Raw genomic sequence first — 16,966 nt, 5'->3', positions numbered from 1 at the left:
TTTATACAACTTTAACTACAGAGCTTCCTCTTCCCTTTGCCATTCCTTTTATAGCTAAAATCATACCTGCTACTAATTGTATAACCAATACAATAACTAATAATGAAATAATATTTCTTTCTAAACTAACTCCTCCAAATATTATTGTATAATAGCCATTTCCTGCATATATTGCAGGAAATAATTCACTGATTGTTTGGTATGTTTTAGAAAGCATTTCATGTGGTACAATTACACCCAAACTTACAAGTTGTAACGATAGTGAGATGATATTGAAAATCATACCTGCATCTCCAAAAACAGTTACAACCATTTGTGTTAATGAAAGAAAGGCGAAGAAGACTATTGTCAATAATCCTCTTTTCCTTCTTTTTGCATTGAACCAAAACTCATCATACATATAAACACAAACATCAAATATGTTCTCCACGTCAAAGAAGGTATATGCCCTGACCAAAGATAGCTAACTAAATAATTAACTCCCATAATACAAGACGATATTACTAAACTAATACTTATTAGTTTTACATATTTGAGCATATCTTTTCTCCTTGTTTTTTATTTTTCTACTTCTTCAAATTGTAGATTCACCGGCTCTTCTAAAAGTGTTTCATAAAAGTTCTCTGCCAAATCTGTTGAAGGAATTTTTTCATCTACTTCATCAAATCGAATACTATCTAGCCACACACAACCTTCTCCTGATAATAAAACACCAAATGCAATACCAAGTGCTTCTTCTTTTATATCTAATACAACCGAGTACGATTGCCAGTTATTCGTATTTTTAATGGGGCGATTTTGCATATTATCCATAGCGAGCGGTTCTGTATCTTTTCCATCTACTCGCATCCACAATCCTGCCCAATCTCTTACATTTTCACTCTTAATAAATGCTGTAAAACGTAATCTCTTTCCTACATATTTATCCGCTCGGAACATTTGCATTAATGTTGAAAATCCTCCGTGCGTAACATTCTCTTTTGCTTTTATGTATGCAGATACTTTCCCCTGATGGACAACTTCATAATCTAAACCCATCTCATATTCAGCAGGATGACTTCCACTTAAGATCCATCCTTTCGGTATACCTTTTTGCATTGAAACACCCTCTCTTTCTATATAAAATGACTGAAAGTACTTTCGATATTTCTTTGGTGGCAATTGAAACATTCTTTTAAAAGCTCTCGTAAATGCCTCTTGTGAGGAAAAACCGTATTGCACTGCAATATCAATAACAGCTCTCTCCGTTGACACTAAAACTTGCGCAGCATGAGTTAACCTTCTCTTTCGAATATAATCTGTTACACTCATCCCAACATATCTTTGAAAGATGCGATGAAAATAGTACATCGATACTGCACTGTGAGATGCCACTCTTTCTGTTGTAAGCTCCTCATGTAAGTGATTCTCTATATATTCAATTGATTTTTTTATTATCTCTTTATATTCTTCATGCATTTTAGCCCCTCCTCACAACTTCAATTTACCATATACATACAAATCTTTTTTGATTTAAATTGCGAATTAGCCCTTGCAACTACAGAATAATAATTTATTTTCAACACATACATAATTACATGTTTTTGGGAAAAACTTGTATAGAACGAATTTACATAAGGAGGAATTTATAATGAGAATTCTACTATCAGTTTTATTAGCTCTTATGCTAGTACCTGCATTAACAGGATGTAAAGCTCCTGCAAAAGAAGACACAACTTCTAATAAAAAGACGACTGAAGAAGCAAAAAATGAGGCTCCTGCAGATTTAAAACTAAACTTCAATGAATTCGATTTAAAGGCAGACTACCAAGATACAAAGAAAGACTACGAAGCAGACTATAAAAATGTAGCAGCTGATAAGAAAATGGAAGCAAAAATTGAAGATCATAAAGCAGATGTAAAATTAACAGGAGACGAGGCTATCACAAAATTAAGCCCACTCTTACAAGAATTAAAATTTGATAAAAATACTGCTGACCAAGAAGTAATCGATCAAGTAGTGAATGTGTTCAAACTTGATAAAGACTATCAAAAATTTGATTTAGAAGTTGTCTTCTCTGATGGAACGAAAAAAGAATACAAAAGAGAAATAAAATAAAGAAGTAGGCGGTTGCCTACTTCTTTATTTTTTAATTTTTGCGTATCTTAATTCTGGACTAGAACCAATAATGAATTGGACACCAGATACTGATGATTTTTGTAAATATGAGGCACTTGGGAAAATAATTGGGATTAATGGTGAATCTGTAAACATAATATCTTCCGCTTTATGTAATAATTCAAAGCGCTTATCCTCGTTTTGTTCAACTTTTGCTTCTTTTATTAAAGCGTCAAATTCTTTATTATGCCACTTTGCATAGTTATTCGGACCATCACCTGCATATAAATCTAGTTTAGTAATTGGATCTAATAAAGAGCCGCCCCATCCCATATAAGCTAATTGGAAATCACTTTGCTTGTATGTGTCGATGTAACTCTTCCACTCTTTATTTTCTAATTTAATATCTACGCCAAGATTTTTCTTAAACATTTCTTGCATTGCTTCTGCTACTTTTTTATGTTGTGTATCTGTAGTGGATTTTAATGTTACTTCAGGTAATGTAGACCAGCCTTGTTCTTTCATGCCTTCTTCTAATAACTTTTTCGCTTCTGCTGGATCAAATTTAACGTAATCACCTTTTTCTTTACGGAAATCACGGCCACTTTGTGTTTTTGCTCCTTCTGGAACGAATGCATATGCTTCTTGCGCATTATTTTTATACAATTTTTCAACGATAAATTTACGATCAACCGCTAATGAAAATGCTTTACGTACCTTCGCATTTGTAAACGGCTCTTTTTCTACGTTAAACGAATAAATATACGAAGAGAAACCTGCAACACGCTTATATTCTTTATTTCCTTTTTCTTTTTCGATCATCTCTTGTGGTAAACCACTTAGTAAATCTAATTCTTTGGATTTAAATAATTGATACGCTGTTTTAGAGTCTGGAATAATACGAAACTCAATTTCTTTTAGAGTTACCTTTTTATCATAGAATTCTTTATTTTTTTGTACTGTAATAGCCTGGTTATGCTTCCACTCTTTTAACGTGAATGGCCCATTCGTAATTAACTCTTTTGGATCTGTTTTTAATTTATTATTATCATCAATCGACTTTTTAGCTAATGGAATAAATAGTGAGCTTGCTAGTTTTTGTTTAATAGAAGCAACTGGGTGTTCAAGGGTTACCTTTAATGTTTGAGGATCAACAACTTGAATACCAACTTGCCCCTCTTCACCTTTCCCAGTATTATACGCCTCTGCCCCTTTAATAAAATACATTTCTGTCGCATTCATAGAACCCGTTTTTGGATTTAATAATCGCTTCCATGCAAATTCAAAATCATTTGCTGTAATAGGCGAACCATCTGACCATTTAATATCTTTCTTCAAATGAATTGTATATTCAGTTCCATCAGCATTTACTTCTTCTTTCTCCGCTAATTCATTTTGATATTTCCCATCACTATCTTGCGTATATAAACTTGAAAACAACTGCCCAATTATATAACCTGACGTGCTATCTGTTGCAATAGCAGAATCAAGTGTATATGGATCACTACTAATATTCGTTACTAATCGATCGCCTTCTCCCTTACCAGCACTCGCCTTTGGCGTTTCTTTCTTACCGCAAGCAACAGAAGTAATTGCTAAAACAGTCATAATGACAAACAGTAAAAACTTCTTCATCCTACATTCTCCTTTAACCTGAAATTTTTGGTGTTGATGCTAATAATGTTTTTGTATAAGAATGTTGTGGATTACGGAATACTTCGTCCGTATTTCCAAATTCAACAAGTTCTCCTTTGTATAAGACAGCTACTTTTTCACATAAATAGTGAACCATCGGTAAATCGTGAGCGATGAATAAATATGTATAACCTTGTTCTTTTTGGATTTTTTGCAGCAGATGTACAATTTGAATTTGCAATGAAACGTCTAATGCTGAAATTGGTTCATCAAGAATCAATACTTCTGGCTCACACAATAACGCTCTTGCAATAGCGATACGTTGACGTTGTCCTCCGCTAAATTCATGCGGATATCGATCAATATATCTTCTATCTAATCCAACACGCTCCAGGGCATCACCCGCTACTTTATCCTTCAATCCTTTATCACCTAAACCGAATGAAATATAACCCTCCGTTACGCTATCGCGTATTTTCCAGCGCGGATTTAATGCAGCTGTAGAATCTTGAAAAATGAACTGTACTTTCTGTAAAAAATCTCGCTTATGAGCTGACTTCAGCATGTGAACAACTTGACCGTTATAATCAATTTCACCAAACGTTGGACTCTCAATCCCTGCTATGAGCTTTCCAAGTGTTGTTTTTCCTGAACCACTTTCACCAATAATGCCAAGTGTTGTTCCTTTCGGGATAGAAAGTGATATATCTTTTAACGCTGTGATTTCTTTACTTTTACTTCCATATGTTTTCGTTACTTGCTTTACAGTAATTAAATCTGTCGTCATGAGGCATTCACCTTCTCTTTTGATTTCGCTTTATTATGCTCCAGAACATGCTGCCAGCAATGTGAACTATGCTCCTTAGAATATGTTGTTCTCTCTGGGAAACGATGAATACATTCTTTTATGGCTACTGGACAACGATTTACAAAAGGACAACCAAAGCTATTTAATGTTTCAATGGAAGGTGTCGTTCCTTCTATAGCACGTAATACCTTTTCGGAAACATCCATATTCGGAATTGCTTGTAATAAGCTTTTCGTATATGGATGTTTAGGAGAACCTATTACCTCCTGTATCGTTCCTTTTTCAACAACACGTCCCCCGTACATAACAACTACTCGATCAGCTACCTCACGTACAAGTGCCAAATCATGTGTAATTAATAAAATACTCGTATTTTGTTTTTCTTTTCTTTCTTTTAATAGCCCCATAATTTGTTTCTGAATCGTTACATCTAACGCTGTTGTCGGCTCGTCTGCAATTACAAGCTTTGGATGACAAGCAAACGCAATTGCTAAACAAATACGCTGCCTCATCCCCCCGCTTAATTGATGTGGGTACTGTTCAAAGCGTTTCTCTGCTTCATGTATCCCTAAATCTGTTAACAAGTTAATCGCAATTCCCTTTGCCTCTCTTTTCGACTTTTCCCCATGTTGCAAAATTACTTCTGTAATTTGTTTGCCTACCTTCATCGTTGGGTTTAAAGATGAAAGCGGATCTTGAAATATAAAGGAAATATCTTTTCCGCGAATTTGATTCCATTCTGATTCTTGTAAATTCGTTAATTCCTTTGATTGGAAAGATACATTTCCATCATCGATATGAATTAATTCTTGATTCAAGCCGATAATGGATTGTGCTGTAACACTTTTTCCTGAACCACTTTCTCCTACAAGTGCAACTATTTCACCTTCGTTAATAGAAAAGGAAACATGTTTCACAATTGCTTGCTTACTATTCTCTTTTTCAACGGCTAACGTTACGTTTTCTAAAGATAAGATTTGTCCCATGTTTTTTCTCCTTTCGATTCCGTTTGACGATTTTTGGATCAATTGCATCTTGCAAACCATCACCAATTGCATTAAATGCGAACATAATGAGTGCAATCATGATTGCTGGGAAAAATAGCTGCCACCATTCTCCGCTCAATAATGTCCCGAGTGCATCATTCGTCATCGTCCCCCAACTTGCCGCTGGTGATTGTACCCCAAGTCCTATAAAGCTTAAAAATGATTCTGAAAAAATAGCTGCTGGAATTGTAAATGATAAATTGACGATAATAATCCCTGTTAAATTCGGAATTAAATGCCCATATATAATTTTCATATGTGATGTACCTAATCGCTCTGCTGCAATAACAAACTCTCGTTGTTTTAAAGACAATACTTGTGCTCGAATGAGACGGGCCATTCCAATCCATCCCGTTAATGCAAGGGCGATAATAATGGTGAAAAGACCTGGTTTCATAACAATTAATAGTAAAATAACAATTAATAAATATGGGATGCCGTATAATACTTCAATTCCTCTTATAATCCACTCATCAATTAACGTTCCAAGGCGATTACGCCCTCTCACATATCCACTAAATCCACCAATCAGTACACCGAGCCCTATATCGAGGGCAGCTGCTACTAATCCAACTGTTAGTGAAATCTTCCCACCAGCCCAAGTACGTGCCCAAATATCTCTCCCTAGATCATCTGTTCCAAACCAATGTTCACTACTCGGCGGTAAATTTGTTGCCTCTTTTACTTGTTCACTCGCAGTAAATGAAGTTAAACTTTCGCCAATAAGCGAGAAAACAATAATTAGCAATAACGTCACTGTTCCTAAAACTGCGATTGGATTCGATATAAACTTACGAAACACTTCTTTCTTTCTGCTAATCGTTTGCTGATTTTTATTTATCGTTAATTCTTTTTTCTCTTCATTTGTTAATAACTGGTCATTAATTTCATAAGCCCCCATCTAAACATCCCCCTCCTTACGTAATAGAACGAATACGTGGATCAACAATACGGTGAATAATATCTGTAATGAAAATACAAGTAATTAATAATGCACTATAGAAAATTGTTGTTCCCATAATCACCGGATAGTCTCGGTTAAAAATACTATCTACAAAATATTTTCCTAGGCCAGGAATTGAAAAGATTTTTTCAATAACGAAAGTCCCCGTTAAGAGTCCAGCCATTAACGGTCCAACAAATGTAAGTACTGGAACAATCGCATTTCGAAGAGCGTGTCTTATAATAATCTTCTTAATTGGTATGCCTTTTGCTCTTGCTAACTTAATATAATCACTCTGCAGTACTTCGATCATATTAGAACGAACAAACCTTGTAATCACTGCGATTGGCCCTAACGCTAACGCAAAGGATGGCAATACTGTATGTTCGAATGTTCCCCAAGAGGCTACTGGTAAAAGCTCGAATTGAATAGCGAATACTTGTATAAATAGTGGTGCTAAAATAAAACTTGGAATAGAAATACCTAGAATTGCGAGCAAACTCACACTATAGTCAATTACTTTCCCATGATATAGAGCAGCAAATGTACCTGCAGCAATTCCGACTAACAACGAAATAACAAGTGCTTGTAGACCAATAATTGCTGATGGACCAAAGCCAGTTGTTATAATTTCTGATACACCTTGCCCGGTTGATTGAACAGATTCACCAAAATCAAAATGAACTACACCGTCTAAATAAGCCACATATTGATTCCACAACGGTTCATCAAGGTGATACTTCGCTCTCATGTTTTGGATCACTTCTTCAGGAAAGATTTTTGCATCTGATGAAAATGGATCCCCCGGAATAATATGCATAATTAGAAATGTCACCGTCGTAATAACCCATAGCGTGAACACCATAACTGATAATTTTTTAATTACATACACTTCAATAACCCCCTAAACACATATATTTACTTAGTTTTATGAACGTACTTTTTCCATTACTCCCTTTTCTCTTTTTAGAATACAAAAAGCCTTGATCTTAAAAAATAAGATCAAGGCTTAATAAACAAAGGCCCATCACTTATCTTTCAAGACTTGCTTGCTGGAATTAGCACGGTGTTCCTACTACAGAACCCGCTGCTGAGGTGTCATAGGGCCAGTCCCTCTACCTCTCTGGATAAGTAAATTGCTATATTATTATTTGGTTCAAATTGTATATTTCGAATTATAATTCTGAAAAAATGAAAAGTCAATCAAATTGGGTATATTTAGAAAAATCAGTTTTTAATCCATTTATCGAAATTACATTTTTCAGCTTATAATAAAAAGAAATGATGTTAAAGGAGTTATAAGATGGACCCCTTACTTCTTGCTACTATAGGATTACCCTTAACAATCGTTATACTTGTCATCATCGGCTTCTATAAACTCTTTATTAAAAAGAAACGTATTACTTTTTTTATACTCCTTTCGATAATATTACCGGGCAAACTATTTCCGAATTTCACGAAGAGCAGAAGGTATTAGTATCCGAGGATGAAGATGAAGACGGAGATGGTAATAAGAAAAAATAACCTTGCACAGGCAAGGTTATTTTTTCGTTTCTGCTTGAAAACGTTTATAGTATGTCGATGCTGTTGCAAAATTAATTTCTATATCACGAATCAACGATGAATCTTCTTCTTTAGCTAACTTCTGTAATTTTTTCATCGCTTGTTCCGATTCATTCAAGAAACCAACATATACTTCATGTTCTTGCTCTTTCGACTTCGGAACACGAATTTCTTTACGTATATGATCAATATCTTCTAACATGCTCGTTGTTACCTTTTGCACATCTTCTTTATATGTAGCAGTCGTTATTTCCTTACCGCCCTTTTCTTTTGCTACTTCAAATAACTGCAGTGCTTTATTAATTTCTTTATTCATTTTCATATCGTATTTTTCATGTACTGCACGGTATTCTTTCATCTCTTCTGTTTGTTCTGTAGATTGCTCTACCTTTTCTTTCGGTTCTTTCGTATCTTTATTTCCATTACATCCTGCTAGAAGGAGCATTCCTCCCATTACGGCAATACCCAAAACCTTCTTCATCTCTTCTTCTCCTTTTATCTACAACTATTACTCATTATAGTTTCTTTTATCTCCACTTGTTATTATACCGAGAACATCCTACTTTTTACACTTAAGACGACACCGTAATATATATACCAACATGTTTGTCACAGTATCGTCACTTTATACAAATAACTTTTGCAATGCTTTACTACATCACCTTACAAAACTGTATGAGGTATTTCAAAGAAATGAAAAAAGAACTGATTCAAACATTCCCTTTGAATCAGTTCTTTTTTGTTAAGCCTCTAGATTTTGTTTTTGCTGCAGTTCAAACTGTTTCTCACTTCTTCTGGCCATAAATAGATAACATAACACTGCTCCTACTTCACAAAGCGCAATAACAATACCCATCGGTAATGCTGTATTACTTCCACCGATACCTACTAGCGGAGCAACAAGAGCTCCTGAAATAAACTGTAATAAACCTAATAAAGCTGATGCTGTTCCTGCAGCTTGTTTCTGATTTCTCATCGCTAATGAGAACCCAGTTGTTGATACAACCCCGACACTTGATACGACAAGGAATAACGAACATAAAACACCAATTAAACCTATTCCTAGTACGATTGTCAGTAGTAAAGATAGGCCACCAACAGCTGCGATAATAATACCCGCAACAAATAATGTCTTCTCATTCACTTTCCCCGCTAAACGACCCGTTACCTGACTAGCAATAATAATACCGATGCCGTTAATCGCAAAGAATAAACTAAATTGCTGTGGTGATGCTCCGTATATGTTCTGCAACACAAATGGTGAGCCCGAAATGTATGCAAACATTGCCGCTGTTACTAATCCTTGTGACAATGCATATCCCATAAACAGACGGTCCTTTAACAATTTTCCGTACGTCGCCAAAGTCCCTGACAAACCACCCGTTTCTCTTTCTTCAGGAGGTAATGTTTCACGCAATACAAAAGTAGCTGAGATTAACATGAATACGCTAATTGCTCCAAGAACGATGAAAACACCGCGCCACGTTGTAAACTGTAACAATTGACCCCCAATAATCGGTGCCAAAATAGGTGCTGCTCCGTTTACTAACATAAGCAGTGAGAAAAACTTCGTCATTTCAGAACCTGAGTACATATCTCTTACCATTGCACGTGATATAACAATCCCAGCTGATCCTGAAGCTCCTTGTAAGAAGCGTAATAACACTAAACTCCAAATAGATGGCGCAACAGCACAAAGTAAAGAAGAAGCAACATAAATAATAAGAGCAATAATAAGTGGTTTGCGTCTTCCGTAAATATCACTAATTGAGCCAACAAATAATTGTCCTACTGACAGCCCAAGCAAACAAGCTGTTAATGTAAGCTGCGCTAGCGATGCACCTGTTTGCAAGTCATCCGTTAACTTCGGTAATGAAGGCAAATACATATCAATAGATAATGGCCCAATCGCCGTAAGTGTTCCTAATACAAGAATCATCCATAACCTGTTTGCCTTTACAGGTTTATATATTTCGTGATTAACTTCATTCACTTTTTCAATTCACCCTTTCCTATACAAACTGAATCGTAACAATTATAGTTACATCATAAACATACGTCAAGTACAGTGCATTTTCCTCTTTCATAATGTAAAAAAAGCGATAGAAATTCTACCGCTTTACTTTTTCACATTGCTATTCGTAAATTTAGATACCGAGGCCATCGTCTCTCCCGTATCTAAATATGTAATTTGAATTGGGTCTCCTACTTCTGTAAACATAGCATATGGGAATTTCTTCACTGGTATCATAAATACCTTTTGTTCATTCTCTAAAAGTACGTACACGATTGTATTTTCACCTGATTTTTCTTTATATACACGTTGTACAATACCTTCTTTTTGCGCTTCTTTTCCTGTTGAGGTTGGTCTAAATGTATCACCATTACCGCTCATTACGTTTTTATAATTCTCAAGCGCTTCTTTCTGCGAAGAACCTGTCGCAAATATTTTTGCATTAGCAGCATATACAACTGTATGCGCACGTACTAGGCCTCCGTCATCAACAACCGGAATAATCCAAGCTGGTTTTCCGTATACGTTATAAATGACAGGCATTGTCCCATGCCATTTCTCTCTCTTAAAGGAATTATCCACTACTTCTGTAGCTGCTGAACCATCCATAATCCCCTTTACTTCTTTTCCATTATAATAATATAGCTTGCCTGTGCGTGCATCTACTAATGAATAGCCTAGAGCTGAATCTACTCCTTCTTTTGGAGAAGTAAAGTCTGTAAAATAATACAGTGTTCCATCTTTACCAAAAATCGGGGTCACGCCTTCTTTCGTTCCCCACTCAGTCGGAATTTTCATATCTGTTTGTGAGAATTTCGTATTCCAAAATCCGTGAATATATTTACCAAAGTACGTATTTAACGTAGATGCAGTCTCATGATTTAATACACCATCAACAAATTTAGGTGCCTTTCCTTTATCATATCTTTTCACTTCACCTGTTTGTGCATCTACTACGACAACACCTTCTACCTCAAATCCAGATCTTCCTGAAATAAATTCACCGTACGTCATTGTATAATATGGTTTTCCTTTATCATCAACCTCAAATTTAGGTTTTCCTTTAAAGATTAAATTTGGTTCTGCTTGCCTTACCACACGCTCTAAATTATTACCAAAAAACATGCTTGGCACATATTTCATTTTATAACCGAGGTGCAGTTTCGCTTCCGCATCAGGATTCGTACCTGACATCGTTACATACCCTGGAATTGTCTCAGCTTTACGTGCTTTAAAAAACCCTGAAACTTCAATCGGCGCTACATATAAAGCTTCGCCGTTTACCATTTGTGGCGTTAATTCTCCTAGCTCAAAATAAGCTACTTTTGGAATATCACCAAATACTTTTTTCATCTTATTCTCCGCTGTCTTTGGCGGCACTGTAAACGGCTGGTCATTTTCAGTAAATGGCTCTGAAATATCTTTCTCTACCTTAACAACAGAATCATATTTCTTTTGCGAGATTACTATATCGTGCAAATAACCAAAGTAGCCGTAACTTGCGAGTAAAATAAACATTAGAAGTCCTTTTAATGTACCTTCTAATTTCCCTATTTGATCTTGTGAAAATAAAACAAGCCCAATTAAAATTGCTACTGCAACAGAATAATGAGTAAGAATCGAATCTACTCGATCATCAATTAGCCAAAAGTATTCATAGATTGCAATACCTATCCAAAATAAAACAGGAATAACTAAAATAGATGATTTCTTACCCTTTACAACATTCTTATCTCCCTTCTTATCCACTGCTCGAAGCTTACTACTACTTCTTGTCCATGGAATCAAAAACAAAGTAAGAATAGCTAAAACTACAAATTTCATCAAAGGCACTGTCCCCTTTTCTTTTGTATTCCCTTTTAGTATAACAAATAAAGGGTATTAAGGTGAAAATAGGAATAGTTATATTTTTTTACTACTTAATACAATCCCGCTCACTACATATAGAATAGATGCAATATAAAAAATTGTACCAATGGTAAAGAAATCTACTAAATATCCCGTGGCAATAACCGCTACTGCTCCGCCAATGGATGTCCACACATGGTATTTTCCAATCTCATAACCAGCCTTTTCCTGCGCAACCTTTCGTGCTAACGAAGTCTTCTCAGTATTACGCTGCACAGCACCTAAAACGCCCATTACAATTTGAAGAATATACACATGCCAAACTTCCGTGGCAATTGGAAAGCAAAGCATTAAGATTGCCATGGACCAAGCGTATATGATTAATAATTTTTTATCCCCTACTTGATCAGATACCTTTCCCACTAGTGGATATACAAGTGCTGATGTTAAAGCAAATAAGCCATACGCCCAGCCAAATTGCGAGAAGCTATTTCCAACGTTTCGAAGCAATAATATATAAAAAGGAAATACCATACTTCCTGCCATCATGATGATACTTTGCGAAGCCACAAATCTTCTATATGTCATTTCGTATACTCCCTATAAAATAAATTCACAAATCTCTCTTCTGAATCTATTTCCTTCTTTTTCTTGAGAAATTCTTCAATGCGAGGATATGCCCTCTTTAACTGCTCTTTCGTTGGATAAGAATAATACGGCAAATAGTAACTACCATTATGCTTTAAAGTAATATCAATCATCTTTCGAATGACATCCTCTGTTTTCTTTATCTCACTCTCTGAGCGTCCCTGGTTAATCAAAAGAACCAGCGCAAACATATCATCTTTTGCATAGGACAAAACTGCATCTTCATTCTTTTCCACGTAACGAATCGTAATGTTGAGTAAATTAAACTCTTCTTCATTTAATACGTTACGTAAATCATCTATATACTCTGTGAAAGCATCTATAGGCACAAAGTATTCTTGTAACACTTCGGTCCTATTTGGATTTTCATATTTCATAAAAGCACTATCTGATCTCATAACGTTATTACGCGTCTCATACTTTCCATCTGTACGTTCAAAATAACCTCTTTGTATATCCCAAAATGTATTCTTTCCCCAATCACTATAACGTGATAACCCAAGCAAAAATTTCGGTGCAGCTATAATATTTTCTTCCTTTAATTCACTGTACTCTTCTCTCATATTTTGATTTTGTGCCAAAGTATAATCTGTCACATACATCTCTTTTAAAAATGAATTTGGAGCAACAGAAATACGCGCTAAGTGCATACGAACATTCTCATCTCTTTTCACTTTCTCTTTGAAATAAGATGCGTATTCTTTATAATCTATCATTCTCGTGTGCATTTCATATAATTCATCATCTGTTAACTTCAGCGTCACATCTAAAATAACTCCAAATAAACCGTAACCCCCAATGACATATGGAAATAACTCTGCATTCTCTTCTCTACTTACATTACGTACCGTGCCATCTGCCATTAACAATCTAAATGAATCTACTGTATCAATCAGTGCCTCATGACGAATATCACGCCCGTGTACATTTACACTTAATGAACCGCCAACAGTAAAAATATTTTGAGACTGCATGACCTGTACCGCAAGGCCATAAGGATTTATTTTCTTCTGAATATCATTCCAGGTGACACCACTTTGAACTGTAATCCGCTTCTTCTCTGGATCAAATTCTAATATTTTATTATATCCTTTCATATCGAGCATCGTGCCATTCGGATAATATGTCTGTCCTCCTTGGCTATGTTGCATGCCTGCAATGGAAATTTTCTCTCCTGAAACTTTTGCATCTCGCACTAATTTTATTAACGAGTGCTCTTCCGTAGCACTTTCAACACGTTTTATTTTTGTCGGAAGCAATTTACCTACATCACTCATAATAGGATGATCAATTTGTTTTTTATACGTATGTACAGACGTTGCAAGCAAAACCGTATATGCGACAATGACCGCTGCTATCTTTCTTTTTTTCAAAGGACACTCTCCTTATTAGCAACAAAAAGAGATACCCTTTCTTTCAGGTACCTCTCTTGACAGTGATTACTTTGCTGCTGGCAATTGTATTGGATCAAATTTATCATACGATGTAAACTTTGCATCCGTAATAATGTGCGCTTTATCCTCACCATTGCTACTCATAACCATATCTATCTTTGCTGATTCATATTTAAAATCTTTTGTAATAATATATTCCCCATCTATTTCTTCTATCTTTGCATTTTGGCCTTGTAGCATTTGTTTCTGCTTTTCATCCATACTAGCTAGCATACTCTCTGTCTCTTGCCCTTTTAATGCAAACTTCAGCTTATAATTATCTCCACTTTTCTCCATCTTCACTTTATTTAAAATTTCCGATGGAATCTCTAAATTATCTACCATTCCTTGAGTCGCGTTCATTCCGTTAGCATTCAATTGTTCCTCTGGTACAGACATAATTTCACCCGTATTAGGATTTTTCAACTGACCAGCAATTTTGCCACCCACATCATAAACAACAACCTCTGTACCAGAAACATTCATTTCAGAACGAGAATTTTTTTTCTTCGGCTCTAGTTGCATTTTAGCCTTTATTACATTCATCTCTGTTCCTTCAGCCTTTATTCCCACATCATATGTCATCGTTACATTTTCTTCGTTTTTAAAAACTTCATTCGCTTTATTAAAAACATCCTTCGCTGTTAATTCCTTTTCTTTCTGCACAGCTTCTTTTTTCGGTTCGTCAGTCTTTTTTGTTTTCTCATTACTACACCCTACTCCTAGACCGACTGCAAGTACTAAACTTGAAATTAAAATAAGTTTTTTCATAACGTCCCCTCCTTCCCAAAAATAATATCATCTCTTTTCCTATGAAATCTATATAATTCGTAATATTTATCTTTAAATTTATTTCCTATATAACAACATGTTTGAGAAAAAGTTTAAATATGATGTAAATAATAACAACTCATTTCAGGAGGTCATTATGAAAGCGATTATTTGTACAAAGTACGGACCACCTAATGTTCTCCAGCTTCAAAATGTAGAAAAGCCTAAACCTAAAAAAAATGAAGTATTAGTTAAAATTCACGCAACAAGTGTATCGACTGGAGATTGTAGAATACGTGGCTTTAATAGCCCCCTCTTATTTTGGATTCCTATGCGGATCATATTAGGTTTCAGAAAACCAAGAAAACCTATACTTGGCGTAGAGTTATCCGGTGAAATCGAAGACATTGGAACAGATGTAACACAATTTAAAAAAGGAGATCAAGTTTTTGCATTAACAGAACTAAACCTTGGTGGTTATGCGGAATACACATGCGTGCATGAAAGTGGATTAATAGCATTAAAACCTACCAATGTGACATATGAAGAAGCTGCCGTTATTCCTTTTGGCGGAACTTCAGCATTGCACTTCCTTAGAAAAGGACAGATAAAAAAAGGGCAACGAGTACTTATATACGGCGCCTCTGGGTCAGTAGGGACAGCTGCCATACAACTTGCTAAATACTTCGGGGCGACTGTCACAGCCATTTGTAGTAGTTCGAATTTCGATCTAGTAACAACTTTAGGGGCAGACAACATAATTGATTATATGAAAGAAGATTTTACTAAGCAGGGCGAGCACTACGATATTATATTTGATGCAGTTGGAAAATATAAAAAGTCTCTTTGTACAGATGCATTAATGCCTAATGGAAAATATGTATCTGTGAACGGAATGATGGCAAAGGTCAGTAAAGAAGATATGAACCTACTAAAACAACTAGCTGAAACAGAAAAGCTAAAACCTGTTATTGATAGAACTTACCGATTAGAAGAAATTGCTGAAGCTCATATATATGTAGAAAAAGGACATAAAAAGGGGAACGTTTCGATTATCTTAAAATAAAATATATTCAGAAAATATCATTGACAATTCTTTTTGTACGATTTACTATTAGTACCATATTCAAAACTACATACACATACTCTTATCAAGAGTGGCGGAGGGACTGGCCCGATGATGCCCGGCAACCGAGCTTATGACGTATAAGCTAAGGTGCTAATTCCTGCAAAACGAGTTTTCGTTTTGGAAGATAAGAGAGGAATCTATTTCGTCTATTCGGCACCTCTCTTATTTTTGGGAGGTGCTTTTTATTTTGGAACGTATATGAAGGGGGGATTTATAGATGAAAAAGGTATTATTAAGCATTGTAAGCGGAGCAGTATTATTATTAGGCGCATGTAGCGTGAGTTCAGATAAAGAGGTAAAAGCATTAGACGAGAAAAAGATTACTGTCGGTGTAACAGGTGGACCACATGAACAAATTTTTGAAAAGGTAAAAGAAGTTGCAGCAAAAGATGGTCTCGAAATTGATATAAAAGTATTTAATGATTATGTAGCGCCAAACGTATCTTTAGATGAAAAAAGCCTTGATGTAAATAGCTACCAAACGAAATCGTATTTAGATGTATTTAAAGCTGAACGCAATATGAAATTAGCTGAAGTATTTTCAACAGTAACATTCCCTATGGGCGTATATTCTAAAGATATAAAAGATGTAAAAGACTTAAAAGAGGGCGACGCAATTGCTGTACCAAATGACCCAACGAATGAACTTCGAGCTTTAAAATTATTTGAAAAAGCAGGGGTTTTAAAAGTTGATCCAAAGGCTACAGAAAAAGCGACTGCAAAAGATGTAATTGAAAATCCAAAAAAATTAAAGATTGTCGAATTAGAGGCATCTCAATTACCAACACAACTAAGTGAAGTGAAAGCAGCTGCAATTAACACAAACTTTGCATTAGGTGCAAAATTAAGTCCAGCGAAAGATTCTATCTTCCGCGAAGGAAAAGATTCACCATATGTGAACTGGGTCGTTGTTCGTACTGAAAATAAAGATGATGCCGTTGTAAACAAATTAAAGAAAGCTTATCAATCTAAAGAAGTAAAAGAGTTTATCGAGAAAAAATTTGATGGTTCAGTTTTACCATCTTGGTAG

The 16,966-nt window shown here is 35.4% G+C and carries 17 protein-coding genes, 1 pseudogene and 2 riboswitches; of the genes and pseudogenes, 4 read left to right on the top strand and 14 right to left on the bottom strand.

The window, feature by feature from the left end; translation table 11 throughout:
• Position 1: 1 nt before the first annotated feature.
• From DN407_RS01105 to DN407_RS01095, 3 genes are read right to left on the bottom strand one after another with little or no spacing between them, the layout of a single operon-like run.
• Complete coding sequence (locus DN407_RS01105; RefSeq protein ID WP_000156942.1) at positions 2 to 352, bottom strand: ABC-2 transporter permease; 351 nt, start codon at positions 350 to 352, stop codon at positions 2 to 4.
• Entirely contained in the window at positions 349 to 540 is a 192-nt protein-coding gene (locus tag DN407_RS01100; protein WP_000922552.1) for a hypothetical protein, read from the bottom strand. Before DN407_RS01100 ends, DN407_RS01105 begins: the two co-directional genes overlap by 4 nt.
• An 18-nt stretch (positions 541 to 558) precedes the next feature.
• Positions 559 to 1,458, bottom strand: coding sequence for a helix-turn-helix transcriptional regulator (locus tag DN407_RS01095; RefSeq protein WP_149215938.1), 900 nt, complete (start codon positions 1,456 to 1,458; stop codon positions 559 to 561).
• 172 nt (positions 1,459 to 1,630) lie between these two features.
• Here DN407_RS01095 and DN407_RS01090 point away from each other — a divergent pair, with 172 nt between their 5' ends.
• Positions 1,631 to 2,098: a YusW family protein gene (locus tag DN407_RS01090; protein WP_001221553.1), complete on the top strand. Its 468-nt coding sequence runs from the start codon at positions 1,631 to 1,633 to the stop codon at positions 2,096 to 2,098.
• 24 nt (positions 2,099 to 2,122) lie between these two features.
• On the opposite strand, the gene DN407_RS01085 is transcribed toward DN407_RS01090, so the two are convergent.
• Genes DN407_RS01085 through DN407_RS01065 form a run of 5 tightly spaced genes read right to left on the bottom strand, consistent with a single transcriptional unit; the run spans position 2,123 to position 7,422 of the window.
• Complete coding sequence (locus DN407_RS01085; protein ID WP_149215937.1) at positions 2,123 to 3,733, bottom strand: peptide ABC transporter substrate-binding protein; 1,611 nt, start codon at positions 3,731 to 3,733, stop codon at positions 2,123 to 2,125.
• Between the two features lie 13 nt (positions 3,734 to 3,746).
• Positions 3,747 to 4,520, bottom strand: a complete 774-nt coding sequence (locus tag DN407_RS01080) for an ABC transporter ATP-binding protein (protein WP_000205679.1) — start codon at positions 4,518 to 4,520, stop codon at positions 3,747 to 3,749.
• Complete coding sequence (locus tag DN407_RS01075) at positions 4,517 to 5,527, bottom strand: ABC transporter ATP-binding protein (protein ID WP_097842458.1); 1,011 nt, start codon at positions 5,525 to 5,527, stop codon at positions 4,517 to 4,519. The genes DN407_RS01080 and DN407_RS01075 overlap by 4 nt, the downstream gene beginning before the upstream one ends.
• Entirely contained in the window at positions 5,484 to 6,488 is a 1,005-nt protein-coding gene (locus DN407_RS01070) for an ABC transporter permease (RefSeq protein ID WP_000501529.1), read from the bottom strand. The genes DN407_RS01075 and DN407_RS01070 overlap by 44 nt, the downstream gene beginning before the upstream one ends.
• Positions 6,489 to 6,504: 16 nt before the next feature.
• Entirely contained in the window at positions 6,505 to 7,422 is a 918-nt protein-coding gene (locus DN407_RS01065) for an ABC transporter permease (RefSeq protein WP_000289322.1), read from the bottom strand.
• Positions 7,423 to 7,558: 136 nt separating this feature from the next.
• A riboswitch (SAM riboswitch) is annotated at positions 7,559 to 7,664 on the bottom strand.
• 169 nt (positions 7,665 to 7,833) lie between these two features.
• On the opposite strand from DN407_RS01065, the pseudogene DN407_RS01060 reads away from it, so the two are divergent.
• A pseudogene (locus DN407_RS01060) lies at positions 7,834 to 8,054 on the top strand (DUF3951 domain-containing protein).
• Between the two features lie 16 nt (positions 8,055 to 8,070).
• Here DN407_RS01060 and DN407_RS01055 read toward each other — a convergent pair.
• The 6 genes from DN407_RS01055 to DN407_RS01030 form a co-directional block, all read right to left on the bottom strand.
• On the bottom strand, positions 8,071 to 8,574 hold the full coding sequence (locus DN407_RS01055) for a hypothetical protein (RefSeq protein WP_000756517.1): 504 nt from the start codon (positions 8,572 to 8,574) through the stop codon (positions 8,071 to 8,073).
• Between the two features lie 261 nt (positions 8,575 to 8,835).
• Entirely contained in the window at positions 8,836 to 10,095 is a 1,260-nt protein-coding gene (locus DN407_RS01050) for a multidrug effflux MFS transporter (protein WP_255446519.1), read from the bottom strand.
• A gap of 117 nt (positions 10,096 to 10,212) precedes the next feature.
• Positions 10,213 to 11,931, bottom strand: coding sequence for a DUF3981 domain-containing protein (locus tag DN407_RS01045; protein ID WP_149216740.1), 1,719 nt, complete (start codon positions 11,929 to 11,931; stop codon positions 10,213 to 10,215).
• A gap of 78 nt (positions 11,932 to 12,009) precedes the next feature.
• Positions 12,010 to 12,543 carry an MFS transporter gene (locus DN407_RS01040; RefSeq protein ID WP_000222367.1) on the bottom strand — a complete coding sequence of 178 codons (534 nt, stop codon included), beginning with the start codon at positions 12,541 to 12,543 and terminating at the stop codon, positions 12,010 to 12,012.
• The gene (locus tag DN407_RS01035) at positions 12,540 to 13,976 is read right to left on the bottom strand and encodes an FAD-binding oxidoreductase (RefSeq protein WP_149215935.1); all 1,437 of its coding nucleotides are present in this window, start codon (positions 13,974 to 13,976) and stop codon (positions 12,540 to 12,542) included. The genes DN407_RS01040 and DN407_RS01035 overlap by 4 nt, the downstream gene beginning before the upstream one ends.
• 66 nt (positions 13,977 to 14,042) lie before the next feature.
• Complete coding sequence (locus DN407_RS01030; protein WP_149215934.1) at positions 14,043 to 14,807, bottom strand: hypothetical protein; 765 nt, start codon at positions 14,805 to 14,807, stop codon at positions 14,043 to 14,045.
• Between the two features lie 157 nt (positions 14,808 to 14,964).
• On the opposite strand from DN407_RS01030, the gene DN407_RS01025 reads away from it, so the two are divergent.
• The gene (locus tag DN407_RS01025; RefSeq protein ID WP_000643862.1) at positions 14,965 to 15,873 is read left to right on the top strand and encodes an NAD(P)-dependent alcohol dehydrogenase; all 909 of its coding nucleotides are present in this window, start codon (positions 14,965 to 14,967) and stop codon (positions 15,871 to 15,873) included.
• Positions 15,874 to 15,952: 79 nt separating this feature from the next.
• A riboswitch (SAM riboswitch) is annotated at positions 15,953 to 16,067 on the top strand.
• Between the two features lie 86 nt (positions 16,068 to 16,153).
• Positions 16,154 to 16,966, top strand: a complete 813-nt coding sequence (locus DN407_RS01015; RefSeq protein ID WP_000756992.1) for a MetQ/NlpA family ABC transporter substrate-binding protein — start codon at positions 16,154 to 16,156, stop codon at positions 16,964 to 16,966.

It is taken from the genome of Bacillus sp. JAS24-2 (assembly GCF_008274905.1).
Classification (GTDB): domain Bacteria; phylum Bacillota; class Bacilli; order Bacillales; family Bacillaceae_G; genus Bacillus_A; species Bacillus_A cereus.
This window is presented reverse-complemented; position numbering and strand designations above follow the sequence as displayed.

Excerpts from the sequence above, each read along its gene's own strand:
- DN407_RS01055 (WP_000756517.1), bottom strand. The coding sequence starts at position 8,574 with ATGAAGAAGGTTTTGGGTATTGCCGTAATGGGAGGAATGCTCCTTCTA.
- DN407_RS01025 (WP_000643862.1), top strand. The coding sequence starts at position 14,965 with ATGAAAGCGATTATTTGTACAAAGTACGGACCACCTAATGTTCTCCAG.
- DN407_RS01040 (WP_000222367.1), bottom strand. The coding sequence starts at position 12,543 with ATGACATATAGAAGATTTGTGGCTTCGCAAAGTATCATCATGATGGCA.
- DN407_RS01095 (WP_149215938.1), bottom strand. The coding sequence starts at position 1,458 with ATGCATGAAGAATATAAAGAGATAATAAAAAAATCAATTGAATATATA.
- DN407_RS01100 (WP_000922552.1), bottom strand. The coding sequence starts at position 540 with ATGCTCAAATATGTAAAACTAATAAGTATTAGTTTAGTAATATCGTCT.
- DN407_RS01080 (WP_000205679.1), bottom strand. The coding sequence starts at position 4,520 with ATGACGACAGATTTAATTACTGTAAAGCAAGTAACGAAAACATATGGA.
- DN407_RS01045 (WP_149216740.1), bottom strand. The coding sequence starts at position 11,931 with ATGAAATTTGTAGTTTTAGCTATTCTTACTTTGTTTTTGATTCCATGG.
- DN407_RS01085 (WP_149215937.1), bottom strand. The coding sequence starts at position 3,733 with ATGAAGAAGTTTTTACTGTTTGTCATTATGACTGTTTTAGCAATTACT.
- DN407_RS01030 (WP_149215934.1), bottom strand. The coding sequence starts at position 14,807 with ATGAAAAAACTTATTTTAATTTCAAGTTTAGTACTTGCAGTCGGTCTA.
- DN407_RS01070 (WP_000501529.1), bottom strand. The coding sequence starts at position 6,488 with ATGGGGGCTTATGAAATTAATGACCAGTTATTAACAAATGAAGAGAAA.
- DN407_RS01090 (WP_001221553.1), top strand. The coding sequence starts at position 1,631 with ATGAGAATTCTACTATCAGTTTTATTAGCTCTTATGCTAGTACCTGCA.
- DN407_RS01015 (WP_000756992.1), top strand. The coding sequence starts at position 16,154 with ATGAAAAAGGTATTATTAAGCATTGTAAGCGGAGCAGTATTATTATTA.
- DN407_RS01075 (WP_097842458.1), bottom strand. The coding sequence starts at position 5,527 with ATGGGACAAATCTTATCTTTAGAAAACGTAACGTTAGCCGTTGAAAAA.